The organism is Mesorhizobium sp. WSM4822 (assembly GCF_055811155.1).
On sequence record NZ_JBVVQM010000020.1, the window covers coordinates 63,948 to 77,642 of the forward strand.

Below are 13,695 nucleotides of genomic sequence, written 5' to 3' on the forward strand. Positions count from 1 at the left end.
AGACCGCGCCGCAATGCTATTGACCGCTCATGTTATACGTAGAAATCGCTATCGTGGTCGTCCTCATCTGTGTGAACGGCCTTCTGTCGATGTCCGAACTTGCCATCGTCTCGTCGCGACCGGCCCGCCTGAAAGCGATGATCGACCGCGGCATCAATGGCGCCGGCCGCGCGCTCGAGTTGGGTTCCAATCCCGGCAAGTTCCTGTCCTCGGTGCAGATCGGCATCACCCTGGTCGGCGTCCTCTCCGGCGCCTTTTCCGGCGCCACGCTCGGCGAACGGCTGGCGCAGTTCCTGGCCTCGACCGGCATCCGCGAGACCGTCGCCGATCCGCTCGGCGTCGGCATCGTCGTCGCCATCATCACCTATTTCTCGCTGATCGTCGGCGAACTGGTGCCCAAGCAGATCGCCTTGCGCGACCCAGAGCGGGTCGCCGCCAGGGTCGCTCCGGCAATGACCATCCTCGCCACCGTTTCGGCGCCGCTGGTCTTCCTGCTCGATTTCTCCGGCCGCACCATCCTGTGGCTGCTCGGCCAGCGCGGCGAAAGCGAGGAGAAGGTCACCGATGAGGAGATCAAGATGCTGGTCGCCGAGGCCGAGCATCACGGCACCATCGAATCCGACGAGCGGCGCATGATCGCAGGCGTCATGCGGCTTGGCGACCGCGCCGTGCGCGCGGTGATGACGCCGCGCACCGAAGTCGACTGGATCAATCTGCAATCCGACGAGGCGGCCATCCGCAAGCTGCTCATGGAAACCCAGCATTCGCGCCTGCCGGCAGGCGACGGCGGCGTCGACGTCATGGTCGGCGTCGTCCAGACGCGTGACGTGCTGGCCGCACTGCTTGCCGGCCGCGTGCTCGACCCGCGCAGGCATGTGCGCGCAGCCCCCATCGTCTACGACCAGGCCGACGCGCTGGATGTGCTGCAGAAGCTGAAGGAATCCGACGTGCCGATGGCGCTGGTGCATGACGAATACGGCCATTTCGAAGGCATCGTCACCCCGGCCGACATTCTGGAAGCCATCACCGGCGTGTTCCGCGCCGACACCGACGCCGGCGATGAGGAAAACGCGGTCAAGCGCGAGGACGGCTCGTGGCTGCTCGCCGGCTACATGCAGGCCGACGAGATGGCCGACATTCTCGGCATCGACCTGCCGGAAAACCGCGATTACGAAACCGTCGCCGGTTATGTGCTGTCGCACATGCATCATCTGCCGGCGACTGGCGAATGCGTCGACGCGCAGGGCTGGCGCTTCGAGGTGGTCGATCTCGACGGCCGCCGCATCGACAAGCTGATCGCCACCCGCCTGCCCGGCGCCCAACGCGAGGCGGTGCGCTGACATGTTCGAATGTCAGCTCTTGACCGGTTAGCTGACGCCGCCCTCTGCCAGAGATCGAGCTGGTTTCAACAAACCGAAGAAGCCAATGATGCGCGTTATCCGTTTCTGCTCCTCATCCAGAAAAGCGATGTCCAGGCCCTCGGGTAAAGACGAACCGTCAGGCATCACAAACTTCCACGCGAAGCGCGCGACGCCGTGATGAACATCGACGTTGCTGGTCCGCAGAATGCATGCACCCGGATACTCGCTCTGAATTCCTGCAATGTGGGCTAGAAGTTCTTCGGCACCAACGGCGTGAACGGTTGGATCGGTATACGTCGCGCCATCGCTCAAGATCGATAACAGCGACGCCCGCCGCTTCTCGGCGTTTTCGGTGGACCACGATGCACAATACTTATCGATGAGATGCGTCAAAGGCATGCTACTTCCCTGTCGCCAGAAATTGCGAGAGCGCGGCGAAATCATCGTGCAGGTGGCCCGCCGCTATGGCCCGTTTGAATATCGCATCATAACCATCGACTATTGAACGGTCGATTTCGCGGAACTGCATCAACTCCAACAGATGCTGCATTGCGCCGTGGTGCGCCGAGATCGACGAGAGCGTTTCGTTATCGCTGGCAAATCGGCCAGCGCTCGTCCGCTTGATGAGGTCGGTCACCAGGCCGTCAATGACCGGCGCCGTCGCGGACCACTGCCGCGCCAGTTCACCGAGTTCGATCTCTTCGGCCTGCGACACGGCGATCGCATGGAGCGTCCCGAACAGAGCGCCCCACATGAGAGCCAGTAGTGCGCTATCGAGCCCGTTCGCACGCCCTGGTTCTTCGCCAACATGCTGAACATTGCCACCCAAAGCGCGAAACACATCGCGGTTCGTGTCGAAAGCCGCCCTTGGCCCGGCAAGCAGGATGGTTCCGGCGTCCGTGCCGATATAATCCGGCGTCGCCATGATCGCGCCATCAAGGTAGCTTGCGCCGTGCTCCCTATACCATTCAGCGGCTTCCCGTGCGCCATTTGGCGTCCCGGAAGTCAACTCCACGATCAGCTTGCCGCGAATGGCTGAGGCGATGGCGTCACTGTGGAGAAGCGCTTTTGTCGCCTCATAGTCGCTGACATTCACAATGATGATCTCGCCTGCGTTCACGGCTTCCTCGACGGAGGGCGCGACGATTGCGCCCAGCCTGGCGAGTGGATCGGTCTTCTGTCTGGTTCTGTTCCAGACAGTCGTCGGGTATCCGGACTGAAGCAGGCTGCCGGCGAGCGCCGAGCCCATACGGCCCGTTCCAATAACCGTGATTGAAAGCTTCATTCCACACTCCATATCAATTGGCGGCGTCAGACCGCGTTTTGCTGTGATCGTCTTGAGAGGTATGTCAAAACGAGCGGCGCGCGATACGCACCCGGGCGTAAGTGGTCACCAGAAGGTAAGGAACGCGCGATGAACAATTCCGCGGACAATGGCTTTGCAGCGGCCGTCAGGATGGTCGAAGGAAAGTGGAAAGTAGATATCCTTTGCGAGCTCGGAACGGCGTCGCGCAGATTTGGTCGATTGAAACAGGCGCTTTCTGGCATCAGTGAAAAGATGCTGGCGCAACAATTGCGAGAACTGGAGGCGGACGGCCTTGTCGACCGCAAGGTCTTCTCCGTGGTTCCAGCGAAGGTAGTCTATTCGCTGACAGAACGCGGCGCGGCGCTCAACGCAGCAGCAGGTTCACTATGTCTGTGGGCCGAGCAATTCGGCCTGCCCGGCTGCACTCAGATTGCCAATGGCGTACATATGGATGCCCTCTGATGCATGTCGCCCAAAGCGACCTCGGTTTGGGCGCCCATCGCGAGGCGGTGCGCTGACGCCCGACGCAATTGCGGCATTCGCTCTATCGTTCCCAGAAGGGCTTGGCGATCTCTCCCTCGACCTGCTGTATCGTCAGGCCGATATCGTCGATCAGATGCGGATTGTCCTTCGACATCTGCCTGAGTTGCCAGCGAAAGCGTATCCGTTCGCGCCAGGTCCGATCGTGCCAACTCGCTATGATGCTTCGCAGGGTCTTCAGGAGCCGGCGCGATGCCGGCCGCACGGGCGTTCCCGGTCGCGCTGCACAACGCTGGGCTGATGCAAGTGTATTGGTCATGGCAACCTCCATATGGTTTGAGGGCCTGGGGCTCTCGATGAGGTTGAATTCTGCGCGATACGGACGGCGCCGTAATTAAGCCCTCCCAAATAGTTCTCAAAACTTCCAAACGAGCCAGAGCAGTTCACCGGCTCACGGAACCGGCAAACTACTCTAACCCTTTGTTTTGACGCAATTCCGAACAGAAAACCGCTTCACACTTTTCCTGGAATTGCTCTATAGATGCGCCTATGCAGGGATCGCGTTTTGCCTTTGGTCCGTTCGTGCTTGATCCGGGTGCGGGAACGCTGCTTCGGAACGACGTCCCCGTTGCCGTTGGCTATCGCGGGCTGAGCCTGCTTGCAGCACTCGTCGGGCGGCCCGGTGAAATCTTGGGGAAGGCCGAGTTGATGGACGCTGCATGGCCGGGCACGGCCGTGGAGGAAGGCAACCTCACCGTCCAGATCGCGCAGTTGCGCAAGCTGCTTGGTCCTGTCGGCGAGAACGGCGAATGGATATCCACCGTTCCGCGCGTCGGCTACCGTTTCACGGGGGCCGTCGAACAGCTCGGCGAGGCCAAGCGAAAACCCTTGCCGCTGCCCGACAAACCATCGATAGCCGTGCTGCCCTTCGTCAATTTCAGCAACGATCCCGAGCAGGATTCCTTCGTGGACGGATTGACCGAAGACCTCATCACCGACCTGTCCAGGATCTCCGGCCTGTTCGTCATCGCCCGCAACTCGACCTTTGCCTACAAGGGAAAAGCGATGGACGTGCGCGAGATCGCCGGGGATCTTGGCGTGCGCTACCTGCTGGAAGGCAGCGCAAGACGCGCCGCGGGGCGCGTGCGCATCAACGCACAGCTGGTCGACGCGATGAGCGGCGATCATCTGTGGGCGGAACGCTTCGATCGCGGCCTGGACGATATCTTTGCCGTTCAGGACGAGGTGACGGCCAAGATCGTGGAAGCGCTGCTTGGCCGGCTGCGCGCGCCGCCGCCGCGCAATCGGCCGCGAAATCTGGAGGCCTATGACCTCTGCGTGCGGGCGCGCAAGCTGATCGACGACTCGCCGCAGATGGCGCAGGAAGCGCATCTGATGCTGACGCGCGCGGTGTCGCTCGATCCTGATTACGCCGAGCCCTATCGCTGGCTTGCCATGAACCACTGGATGGGACGGGTGCATTGGGGCGGACCAACCGAGGCTGCCCGCAGCGTTGCCCTGGAGCTGGCGCGCAAGGCCGTGGCGATCGATCCCAACGATGCCGGCTGTCGCTGGATCCTGGCTTATCTGCTTGCCTATGAGCGCAGTTTCACTGAAGCGGATGCGGAATTCGCCAAGGCGATCGAGCTCGACCCGAACGAGGCCGACACCTGGGCGGCATTGTCCGACATCGCGGTCCTGGCTGGACGGGTCGAAGAAGGCCTCGAGCACATCGGCAAGGCGTTCCGGCTGAACCCGTTTCCAGCGAGCTGGTACTATCTGACGCTCGGCCAGGCGCAATATGCAGCGCGCGACTACCAAGCCGCTATCGAGACGTTGCGCCGTGACGAGACCTATCGCACAAGCTCACGCCGTTTCCTGGCCGCCAGCCTGGCCCAACTCGGCCGGCTCGACGAGGCGCGCGCTGAGGCTGAACTGTTCCTCGTCGGCAACCCGCATTTCACAACCCATCACTGGGCGACGACCGAGCCATTCCGCGACGCCGCTACGCTCGAGCATTTCGTCGATGGTTTTCGCAAGGCCGGTCTTCCGGAGTGACGCGCCGGCATCCGCCCTGCCCGCAGCAAGCGACGTGGCTAACCCGGGTCTAGGCATGGGCATGACCTCGGTGGCGCGAGACCTTCTCGCGGTTACCGCAGGTGCGCATGCTGCACCAGCGCCGCTTGCCGCCTCGCGACGTATCGAGGAAAAGCCAGCCACAGCGAGGGCAGGAATGCAGCCTGTCGCGCGGCAGGGTGAAGAACGCTTCAATGGACAGCATGGCCAGCAACGCGGTGACGGCGTCCGGGTCCCGCCACCGGGCAAGGGCAAGCTCCGGCCTGGTGCGATCCAGCTCGACGGAGCCGGCGGCAAGCGAGCTTGCCGTGCGCGAGAACAACAGGCCAAGCGGTTCGGCCGCAGACGGTTTGCCCGCGGCGATTGGCTCGAAAACCTGAAATGACGCCTCCCGCACTTCGCGGACGCGCTCCACGAACCGCCCGTCCGCTATCTCGGCAACGGCCTGCGCCTGGCGATCGTCGGCAAGCCCTGAGGCGTTGAACCAGTTCGCAACATCCCGGACGGACTTGAACAGTTCATTATCAGCTGCCGGCGCCCGCCGGTCGAACACGGCATTCGACAGGTCCAAAGCGGGATGCCCGCCGATGAAGTGATCCGGCACCCATTCGGTATATGCATCGCCCATGGAACATAACCTCATCAACCGCATTATACGGTTACATGATGTAACCACTATCACAGGGATATGTGGTGTCAAACCCATAGCACCGCCAGGTCGGCGCGGACCACTGGGAGAGAGAGGATGTGCAGCAATCGTTACAAGACCTACCACGAAACCATCAATGTCGACGGCCTCGACATCTTCTACCGTCATGCCGGCACCCCCGGCAGACCGGCAATCCTGCTGCTGCACGGATATCCGACTTCGTCGCACGTCTATCGCAATGTCATCGAACCGCTGGCGGAGACAGCCTATGTGGTGGCGCCGGACCTGCCCGGTTTCGGCTTTTCGTCCGCCCCTTCCATCGATGCCTATGACTACACGTTCGAGAACCTGGCCAACACGATCGAAGCCTTCGTCGAGGCCCTCGGCATCCAGCGATTCTTCCTCTACGTCACTGACTTCGGCACGCCTGTCGGCTACCATCTCGCCACACGGCAGCCGGATCGCATCCTCGGCCTGATCGCGCAGGACAGCAATGCTCATGACGAGGGGCTGGGACCGGAATGGGACGCGCCGAAGGCATTCTTCGCCGAACCGACTGAAGAAAACCGCGCCAAACTGCCGGACTGGATGAATTTCGAGGGGACCCGAAACCAATATATCGGCGGTCTCCCCGAGCGTCTGAAGGTGTTGTTTCCGCCCGAGGGTTGGTATCTCGATACGGAGCGCCTGGCGAGGCCCGGCAACACCGACATTCAGTTCGAACTCTTCACCGATTATGGCTCGCACATCGCGCGCTTCCCGGCCATCCAAGCCTATCTCCGCGACCAACAGCCAGCATGCCTCGTGCTGTGGGGACGGCACGACGCCTTCTTCGCGCTGGACGAGATCATGGCCTACAGCCGCGACCTCGACGCAGTCGAAATCCATGTCTTTGAGAGCGGACACATGCTTCTCGAAACGCATCATCGCCAATGCGCGGCTCTCATCGCTCACTTCATCCACGAGGTGGAGACTGGGGTATTTCGCGAACCTGCAGGGCGCTGAACGTCGACGCTCAAACCGCCATTTCGATGGGCTCGGCAAGCCTTGGATTGGCCCGCGCGGCGATCAGGCAGCCGGCGACGATCAGGCATGCTCCGGTCAAGGTGGTCCAGGTCGCCTCCTCGCCGAAGAAGAACCAGCCGAGCGCGACCGCCCAGATGAAGGCCGAGTATTCCGTCGGGATCAGATATTGCGCTTCGGCGCGGGCGTAGGACCAGCTCATCAGGAATTGCCCGGCGAGCGACAGCACCGTCACCCCGGCCAAAGGAAGCCAAAGATTGCTCGGCAGGGCGACGGCGAGCCAGGGTGCTGCGAGGCCGAGCAGGATGGCAACGCAAAGGTTCTGGAACAGCATGATCTCGATCGGCTTGGCCAACTGCGCCTGTTGCCGGGCGAGGATGAGATTGTAGCCGTAGAACACTGTCGACACGAGCACCGCTGCCGTGCCGAGCATGGCATCTTGCGAATAGTCTGCCTGCCCGAACTGGCCGGCCATGATGATGGCGACGCCGGCAATGCCGGCCAGCGATGCCCAGACAGCCTGGCGCCGAATCCGTTCGCCCAGCAGTAGCGCGGCGAGAAACAGGGCAAACAAGGGCGCCACGAAACTGAGCCCGATCGCCTCCGCGAGCGGCAGCCTGGCCAAGCCCCAGAAGAAGGATATCAGGACGACGCCGACAACCGCGGCACGCAGCGCATGCAGCCTCAGCACCGGAACGGTTGGCTTTAGGCGCGGTCCCGCCAGCCAGGCCGCGCCCGCGACCACGGTCGCGACCATGCTGCGCCACAGCAAAGTGTTGTAGACGCCGACCGCGATGACCAGGATCTTCATCGCCGCATCCATCCCGGACAGCAGGAAGATCGCCAGCGCGCATACGAGCACCGGGATCATCGGGGAAACGGCGCCGGTCAGGCTGGATGTCTTCACGGCTTCACTCATGTGACGGATTGCAGCCGGATATATCAGGGCAAAGGGCGCGACCAGATGGCAGTCCCGTCGATGTAGCAGTCCAACCCCGATTGGCGTCGTGTTCGCGGCTATCGCGACATCCGGATATCAGCACCATACCGACGAGTTGGACGAGGCGGACCGCCTCGCCGACTGCATCATCCGGTCACGGCAGGCGACGCACGCACACATGGCATAGATCGAATTGACGGGGCGGGTTGCCGACGCGGCTTGCCCGTCGCATGTTGTCGATTGTCTACAGACGATTGGGAAAAATGCACCGCATAGCTTCGGGCGAACTTTATCAGACCTACGATCTTGGTGACTTGCGCATCACCTCCTTGCGCGATGGCTATGTCGACATGCCGATCGGACGGCTTCGGCAACGCGGCGACAAGCCATTTGGCGATGAATTGCCGCAACAAGTCGCGTTGGTTGGTGGTCAGCTCAGGCTTTCCGTCAATGCCTTCGCGATTGACGATGGAAACGGGATCATCCTGATCGATACCGGCGCCTCGAACGCCTGGCATCCCACCATGGGCCGACTTCCCGAGGCGCTGGACGAAGCCGGCATCGATGCCGGACGAGTCCGTACCGTCTGCTTCACCCACACGCATCTCGACCACATCCACGGTCTTGTGCTTGCCGACGGCCGCGACGCTTTCCCGCGCCTGACGCGCTTGCTCGTTCCCGCGGAAGAACTCGGCTTTTTTCTCGCCGAAGCGCGGCTCGAACGATTTCACGGCATGGCGGAACCCTTCGAAGCCGGAGACCGTATCGGGATACATGTCGACATTGTCGACGCTCATGGCCATGAAGCGGGACACAGCTGCTTTCGTGTTTCTGGCGGCGGCGAACGCCTTTTGATTTGGGGCGACACCGTTCACGTCCCATCGCTTCAGTTCGATCGACCTGAGGTGACGTGGGAATTCGATGCCGATCAGGACCAGGCGCGCGAAAGCCGGTTGCGGTTGCTGGCGCTTGCAGCCGACGAACATTGTTTCGTTGCCGGCGCGCATCTGGATTCGCCCGGCATCGGCCGCGTCGTCCGATCCGGCGCCAGCTTTCGATTCGAGCCGCTATAATTGAAAAGGGCGGCGCAAGCGCCGCCCCATCCTTGGGGGGATAATTCGAACCGGCGGTCAGGCCGCCTTGACTTCCTCGGCGACGGCATCGGCCTGACGCGCTGCCTTGAGCACCTTGGCCCACCACGCAACATCGTTGACCAGCGCCGTGGCGGCCTGGTTCAGATGCTCGAGGTCTTCCAGCTTCTTATCGCCCTGGCGGACGGCGAGGAAATCGCCCCAGGCGATATGGACGGCCGACTTGACCGGCGCCATCTGCAATTCGACGGCATACAGTCTAAGCTGTTCGACGGCACGCGAGCCGCCGACGCTGCCATAACCGACGAAGCCGGCCGGCTTCTTGTTCCATTCATTGGCGGCGTAGTCGATGGCGTTCTTCAGCACGGCCGTCGGGCCGTGATTGTATTCGGCGGCGGTGAAGATGAAGCCGTCGAATTCGGCGACCTTCTTCTGCCAGCGCTGTGCCACTTCGTTCTGCGACGGCGCCCAGGCGGAGGATGCGACCTCGTCGAAGAACGGCAGCGGGAAGTCGCGCAGGTCGACGATCTCGACATCGATGTCGGCATGCGACTTGGCGATCTTGGCGATCCACTGGGTTGGCACATCGGCGAAACGAGCGGCGCGCGTCGATCCGACGACGATGGCAATTTTGGGTTTGGACATAAGGGGCTCTCCTTGCACGAAGTACTGGTATCATTTGGATACCTGCGCTATATGAGATACTGGAAACGCGATGCACAAGAAGGCACTTTTTTGTTACCGAGGCACCCACACCGCTCCGAAGACTGCCGCGCCATCTCGGAAATCCTGCAGCGCGTCGGCGACAAATGGACCGTTCTGGTCGTCGGCAAGCTGGGCGACGGACCGCTGCGTTTCAACGAATTGCGCGCCGCCGTCGGCGGCATCTCGCAGAAAATGCTGACCACCACCTTGCGCGGGCTGGAGCGTGACGGCTTCGTCACCCGCACCGTGTTTCCAACCATTCCGCCGCGCGTCGATTATGAGCTGACCGAGCTCGGCCACGAGCTGCTGATCCCCGTCAGCGCACTGAGCGAATGGGCGCGCGCGAACACCATGCGCGTCAAGGCGGCGCGCGAAAAATTCGACGACGCCCGCGTCTGAAACCCTTGCGCTGCAAGGGATTCAGACGCGCAAGCAACATCCGGCTTGCCTGATCGGAAAATTCTATCTCGGCTGCGCGGATCGTCGCCCGAATGCACGCGCCGTTTGGCTGGTGGATTGCCGCTCATGCCGTCCGCTGACGGCGGCCGCTCAGGCTCCTGATGTGCTGCTATCGCATCGCGCGGCGGCACAGGTATCACACCGTGCGCCCTGCTCGCCGGAAGCCTTGTGCCCATGCGTGCAGGCAATGCGCGAGATGTCTTCCTTCACCTCCGCGTAAGCGGTCACGCCGAGCAGGCAGGTCGTCGCGACCAAGGCTGCCACGAGCCAACCGTTCAGCAGATGTTGACGCATTGTCACTCCTCCGATTGCAGCAGGATCGGGCACCGAGGCAACCATTGGATGTCGCGAAACAGGTCCGCCACATGGCCCCTGTTACAAACGGCAATGCCCGGCTCGCTCTACCTGATCAGGGCTCCGAACCCAGTTTTACAAAAGACCTGACGACAGCCAGTTCGGCGCCGCCGGCGGCTTTTGTGCCGGTGGCTTTTTGTGCCGGTGGCTTTTCACGATAGGAATTTTTTCTTGACTCGGTGCCCTCAGCTAAGGTACATTTCCGTCCATGGTGCTGATTTGCGCCAGAGACCCGCCGCACAGGCGGGTTTTTCGTCTGATGCTCCGTCAGCCAACGCGCCGGCGAGGGCTCCGGACCAACCCACCCGTTAACCCCGAGTTCGTAGCCCTGTCTACCTGATCCCAGCTATGTCGGCGGCAAGCGATCCATGGCAGACTGGTTACGATCGCCTGGGTGTTTTCCGCCCCGGCTGCTATCGGTGAAAGCCGCCATTCGCGTCGAGGTTCATGTCGTACAAGGAAGATCCCGTCATCGACCTGCCATCGGAAGCACTGCTGCCGAGCCCGCTGCTCGTGGTCGAGGACGAGCCGATGATGCAGGTGCGGTTGCGCTCAATCCTGAGGGGCCTTGGCTATGCTGAGGAGGAGCTGTTTTTCGCCGGGTCGATCGCGCAGGCCAGGACCCTGCTCGTCGACCAGCCCTTTGCCATGACGCTGGTCGATGTCGGCCTGCCCGACGGCAACGGCATCGACCTCATCGGCTCCCTGCACGAGCACGACGCGGCGCTGCCGATTCTCGTCATCTCGGCCTGGAGCAACGAAAACACCATCCTCGAAGCCCTGCGCGCCGGGGCGACCGGCTATCTCTTGAAGGAGCGCGACGACGTCGAGCTGTCGCTTTCGATCCGCAGCACCATCCGCGGCGGCGCGCCGATCGATCCCTTCATCGCCCGGCGCATCCTGGAACTGGTGTCGGCGCCGGCACCGTCCGGGCGCGCCCGTCCTTCCACCGACAGGCCGGGGCGCGGCAAGCCCGCGCTTGCAGCGCCGCCTCTCCTGACGCCGCGCGAGGTCGAGATCCTGAACCTCGTTGCCAAGGGGCTTACCAATCGAGAGATTTCGGGAGTCCTTTCCCTCTCCAGGTTCACGGTCGAATGCCACATTCGCAACATCTACAAGAAGCTGTCGGTCAAATCCCGGACGGAAGCGATCTTCGAGGCGCGGTCGCAAGGCTTCTTGCCCTGATATTCCTGCTCCTCGTGCCGGGCGGCATCGCCTTTGCCGCCGGCGGGGCCGTGCCGTTCAAGACGATCGAGGCCGTGCGATCCGGCTGGGACGCCGCCACGCCGCCGGCCACCGGCTGGACCAGCGTGACCTTGCCCGACGACTGGACGACGCGCTGGCCCGGTTTCGACGGCGTGGTCTGGTACCGCCTCACCTTCGACAGGGCCGACGCAACCGAACCGCTGGGCCTCGCGCTGAACTACTGGACACTGGCCGGATCGATCTCCGTCAACGGCGCGGAACTCGGACGCGACGAATTCCTCGTCGAGCCGTTGACGCGCTCATGGAACGTGCCCCGCTACTGGCAGCTCTCAGCCCCGGTCCTGCATGCCGGCACCAACACGCTGCTGATCAGGGTCTCGGGCCTGGCGCCATACCAGCCGGGTCTTGGTCCGGTGCTGATCGGCCCGCCTTCGGCGACGCGTGCCCATTTTGTCCAGCAATTCTGGATTCGCCGCGAGCTGCCGGTCTTCTATCTCGGCGTCACCGCGGCGCTTGGCACCTTCTTCTTCGTCGTCTGGCTGCTGCGCCGAAGCTTGAAGGCCTATGGCTGGTTCGCCCTGATGACGATTGCGTGGTTTTGCTATTCGCTCAATTTCGTGGTGACGAGCCCCTGGCCGTTCGGGACGACCGACACATGGCAGCGTTTTATCATGCTCTCCTTCATGGTCATGGCCGCCGCCTTCGTGCTGTTTGTCATCCGCTTCGCCGAGCGCCGCTTTCCCCGGGGGGAAGCCGTGCTGTGGGCCGCGCTGGCGATCGGCGCCGCCGCCTTGTTTGCCACACCGCATTCCCAACTCGGCCCGATGCTCAACCTCCTGGCCTTGTCCTGGTCGCTGCTTTACATCGGCGCCTGTTTCCTGGCGATCGGCCTGACCTGGCGCAGCGCTCGCCTGGACCACATCGTCCTCCATATCGTCAACGCGCTCACCATCGTGGCCATCCTGCATGACCTGATGACCTATCTCGGCATCCTTCTTGGCAATGTCTACTACGTCACGCTGACATCCCACTTGCAGATGGTCGGCATGGCGCTGGTGCTGGCCTGGAACTTCGTCGCCAACATGCGCCGCATCGAAGGGTTCAACGATGAACTCACGGCAAAGATCGAAACCGCCAGGGAGGAACTCGCCCTCACGCTGCATCAGCAGCATGAGGTCATTCTCGCCAACACCAGGCTGGCCGAACGCGTGTCCCTTTCCCACAATCTGCACGACGGCATGGGCGGCACCCTGGTCAATTCGATCGCCATGCTGGAGCATGCGCCGCAGAACCTGCCGGCCGATCGCTTTTTGTCCGTCCTCAAGGAACTGCGCGACGAGTTGCGGGTGATCATCGACACCGCCGCCGACGACCCGACGGGTGGCCAGTCGCTGGCCGAATGGATCGCGCCGCTGCGCCGCCGCCACACGCTGGCATGCGAAAGCCGCGACATCTGTTGCGTGTGGAACCTGACCGGGCTGGAGGACTGCCACCTGCCGGCGGCGCGAAGCCTCGATCTCGTCCGCATCCTGCAGGAAGGCCTGACCAACGTGCTCAAGCACAGCCAGGCAAGCCGCGTCGTCATCGACCTGCACCGGCGCGGCGAGACGCTGAGCCTGGCCATCCAGGACAACGGCGTCGGCTTCGATACCGTCTCGGAGGCGCCCGTCCCGGGCACCGGCCTGCGCTCGATGCGGGCGCGGGCCGGGCGGCTGGGCGGCACGCTCGACACGCGGTCGCGGCACGGCGAAACCGTGCTGGCCCTGCAAGTGCCCGCGGCCTGAGCGGCGTATCCCGGCGCGGCGGGCATAGCTAGTTTCAACGATACCCGCCCTTGGTCTCGGGTGCTATGCCCCCGGGAACATGCACGACTGCGTCGGTGCTGATCTGGGGAGCCTGGCCTTGACAGGAATTGCCATCGTCTCGAAGCGCGGCCTGCTGCGTTCGACCGCCCTCGCGGGCTGCCTCCTGGCCAGCCTGGCCTGGAGCCCCGCCATGGCCGACGGCGCCGGCGGAAATGGCGGCGGCGGCGGGGGGAATGGCGG

General features: G+C 62.9%; 15 protein-coding genes. 8 read left to right on the forward strand and 7 right to left on the reverse strand.

Going from position 1 to position 13,695, the window contains the following annotated elements; all coding sequences use genetic code 11:
• Window positions 1-29 precede the first annotated feature (29 nt).
• Window positions 30-1,340: a hemolysin family protein gene (locus AC0L3E_RS31610; protein WP_127272177.1), complete on the forward strand. Its 1,311-nt coding sequence runs from the start codon at window positions 30-32 to the stop codon at window positions 1,338-1,340.
• Between the two features lie 27 nt (window positions 1,341-1,367).
• Here AC0L3E_RS31610 and AC0L3E_RS31615 read toward each other — a convergent pair whose 3' ends face one another.
• Together AC0L3E_RS31615 and AC0L3E_RS31620 are read right to left on the reverse strand one after the other, a co-directional pair.
• Window positions 1,368-1,760, reverse strand: coding sequence for a hypothetical protein (locus AC0L3E_RS31615; RefSeq protein WP_256747516.1), 393 nt, complete (start codon window positions 1,758-1,760; stop codon window positions 1,368-1,370).
• Between the two features lies 1 nt (window position 1,761).
• Window positions 1,762-2,658 (reverse strand): NAD(P)-dependent oxidoreductase, encoded by an 897-nt coding sequence (locus tag AC0L3E_RS31620; protein WP_473606493.1) that lies wholly within the window; start codon window positions 2,656-2,658, stop codon window positions 1,762-1,764.
• A gap of 117 nt (window positions 2,659-2,775) precedes the next feature.
• Here AC0L3E_RS31620 and AC0L3E_RS31625 point away from each other — a divergent pair, with 117 nt between their 5' ends.
• A complete protein-coding gene (locus AC0L3E_RS31625; RefSeq protein WP_128309195.1) occupies window positions 2,776-3,129 on the forward strand; it encodes a winged helix-turn-helix transcriptional regulator in 354 nt (117 codons plus the stop codon).
• Window positions 3,130-3,211: 82 nt separating this feature from the next.
• Here the strand turns inward: AC0L3E_RS31625 and AC0L3E_RS31630 are convergent, their stop codons facing one another.
• Window positions 3,212-3,466, reverse strand: a complete 255-nt coding sequence (locus tag AC0L3E_RS31630; protein ID WP_127318578.1) for a DUF1127 domain-containing protein — start codon at window positions 3,464-3,466, stop codon at window positions 3,212-3,214.
• Between the two features lie 230 nt (window positions 3,467-3,696).
• Here AC0L3E_RS31630 and AC0L3E_RS31635 point away from each other — a divergent pair, with 230 nt between their 5' ends.
• Entirely contained in the window at window positions 3,697-5,205 is a 1,509-nt protein-coding gene (locus tag AC0L3E_RS31635; RefSeq protein WP_473606494.1) for a winged helix-turn-helix domain-containing tetratricopeptide repeat protein, read from the forward strand.
• Between the two features lie 49 nt (window positions 5,206-5,254).
• Here the strand turns inward: AC0L3E_RS31635 and AC0L3E_RS31640 are convergent, their stop codons facing one another.
• A complete protein-coding gene (locus tag AC0L3E_RS31640; RefSeq protein ID WP_473606495.1) occupies window positions 5,255-5,875 on the reverse strand; it encodes a CGNR zinc finger domain-containing protein in 621 nt (206 codons plus the stop codon).
• Window positions 5,876-5,968: 93 nt separating this feature from the next.
• On the opposite strand from AC0L3E_RS31640, the gene AC0L3E_RS31645 reads away from it, so the two are divergent.
• Complete coding sequence (locus AC0L3E_RS31645; protein WP_473606496.1) at window positions 5,969-6,877, forward strand: alpha/beta fold hydrolase; 909 nt, start codon at window positions 5,969-5,971, stop codon at window positions 6,875-6,877.
• A 10-nt stretch (window positions 6,878-6,887) separates the two neighbouring features.
• Here AC0L3E_RS31645 and AC0L3E_RS31650 read toward each other — a convergent pair whose 3' ends face one another.
• Window positions 6,888-7,814 carry a DMT family transporter gene (locus AC0L3E_RS31650; protein WP_473606497.1) on the reverse strand — a complete coding sequence of 309 codons (927 nt, stop codon included), beginning with the start codon at window positions 7,812-7,814 and terminating at the stop codon, window positions 6,888-6,890.
• A 371-nt stretch (window positions 7,815-8,185) separates the two neighbouring features.
• Here AC0L3E_RS31650 and AC0L3E_RS31655 point away from each other — a divergent pair, with 371 nt between their 5' ends.
• Window positions 8,186-8,908 (forward strand): MBL fold metallo-hydrolase, encoded by a 723-nt coding sequence (locus tag AC0L3E_RS31655; RefSeq protein ID WP_473606504.1) that lies wholly within the window; start codon window positions 8,186-8,188, stop codon window positions 8,906-8,908.
• A 57-nt stretch (window positions 8,909-8,965) separates the two neighbouring features.
• Here the strand turns inward: AC0L3E_RS31655 and AC0L3E_RS31660 are convergent, their stop codons facing one another.
• Window positions 8,966-9,571, reverse strand: a complete 606-nt coding sequence (locus AC0L3E_RS31660; RefSeq protein WP_473606498.1) for an NADPH-dependent FMN reductase — start codon at window positions 9,569-9,571, stop codon at window positions 8,966-8,968.
• Window positions 9,572-9,661: 90 nt separating this feature from the next.
• Here AC0L3E_RS31660 and AC0L3E_RS31665 point away from each other — a divergent pair, with 90 nt between their 5' ends.
• Window positions 9,662-10,030: a winged helix-turn-helix transcriptional regulator gene (locus tag AC0L3E_RS31665; protein WP_164748987.1), complete on the forward strand. Its 369-nt coding sequence runs from the start codon at window positions 9,662-9,664 to the stop codon at window positions 10,028-10,030.
• 150 nt (window positions 10,031-10,180) lie between these two features.
• Here the strand turns inward: AC0L3E_RS31665 and AC0L3E_RS31670 are convergent, their stop codons facing one another.
• Window positions 10,181-10,384, reverse strand: a complete 204-nt coding sequence (locus AC0L3E_RS31670) for a hypothetical protein (protein WP_473606499.1) — start codon at window positions 10,382-10,384, stop codon at window positions 10,181-10,183.
• A 507-nt stretch (window positions 10,385-10,891) separates the two neighbouring features.
• Between AC0L3E_RS31670 and AC0L3E_RS31675 the strand changes: the two genes are divergently transcribed.
• Both AC0L3E_RS31675 and AC0L3E_RS31680 read left to right on the forward strand, forming a co-directional pair.
• Window positions 10,892-11,629: a response regulator gene (locus AC0L3E_RS31675; protein ID WP_473606500.1), complete on the forward strand. Its 738-nt coding sequence runs from the start codon at window positions 10,892-10,894 to the stop codon at window positions 11,627-11,629.
• A 14-nt stretch (window positions 11,630-11,643) separates the two neighbouring features.
• Window positions 11,644-13,434 (forward strand): sensor histidine kinase, encoded by a 1,791-nt coding sequence (locus tag AC0L3E_RS31680; protein ID WP_473606501.1) that lies wholly within the window; start codon window positions 11,644-11,646, stop codon window positions 13,432-13,434.
• Window positions 13,435-13,695 lie beyond the last annotated feature (261 nt).

What these genes read in the sequence shown, in the direction of transcription:
- AC0L3E_RS31610 (WP_127272177.1), top strand. Translation starts at nt 30, where the DNA reads ATGTTATACGTAGAAATCGCTATCGTGGTCGTCCTCATCTGTGTGAAC.
- AC0L3E_RS31615 (WP_256747516.1), bottom strand. Translation starts at nt 1,760, where the DNA reads ATGCCTTTGACGCATCTCATCGATAAGTATTGTGCATCGTGGTCCACC.
- AC0L3E_RS31620 (WP_473606493.1), bottom strand. Translation starts at nt 2,658, where the DNA reads ATGGAGTGTGGAATGAAGCTTTCAATCACGGTTATTGGAACGGGCCGT.
- AC0L3E_RS31625 (WP_128309195.1), top strand. Translation starts at nt 2,776, where the DNA reads ATGAACAATTCCGCGGACAATGGCTTTGCAGCGGCCGTCAGGATGGTC.
- AC0L3E_RS31630 (WP_127318578.1), bottom strand. Translation starts at nt 3,466, where the DNA reads ATGACCAATACACTTGCATCAGCCCAGCGTTGTGCAGCGCGACCGGGA.
- AC0L3E_RS31635 (WP_473606494.1), top strand. Translation starts at nt 3,697, where the DNA reads ATGCAGGGATCGCGTTTTGCCTTTGGTCCGTTCGTGCTTGATCCGGGT.
- AC0L3E_RS31640 (WP_473606495.1), bottom strand. Translation starts at nt 5,875, where the DNA reads ATGCGGTTGATGAGGTTATGTTCCATGGGCGATGCATATACCGAATGG.
- AC0L3E_RS31645 (WP_473606496.1), top strand. Translation starts at nt 5,969, where the DNA reads ATGTGCAGCAATCGTTACAAGACCTACCACGAAACCATCAATGTCGAC.
- AC0L3E_RS31650 (WP_473606497.1), bottom strand. Translation starts at nt 7,814, where the DNA reads ATGAGTGAAGCCGTGAAGACATCCAGCCTGACCGGCGCCGTTTCCCCG.
- AC0L3E_RS31655 (WP_473606504.1), top strand. Translation starts at nt 8,186, where the DNA reads ATGCCGATCGGACGGCTTCGGCAACGCGGCGACAAGCCATTTGGCGAT.
- AC0L3E_RS31660 (WP_473606498.1), bottom strand. Translation starts at nt 9,571, where the DNA reads ATGTCCAAACCCAAAATTGCCATCGTCGTCGGATCGACGCGCGCCGCT.
- AC0L3E_RS31670 (WP_473606499.1), bottom strand. Translation starts at nt 10,384, where the DNA reads ATGCGTCAACATCTGCTGAACGGTTGGCTCGTGGCAGCCTTGGTCGCG.
- AC0L3E_RS31675 (WP_473606500.1), top strand. Translation starts at nt 10,892, where the DNA reads ATGTCGTACAAGGAAGATCCCGTCATCGACCTGCCATCGGAAGCACTG.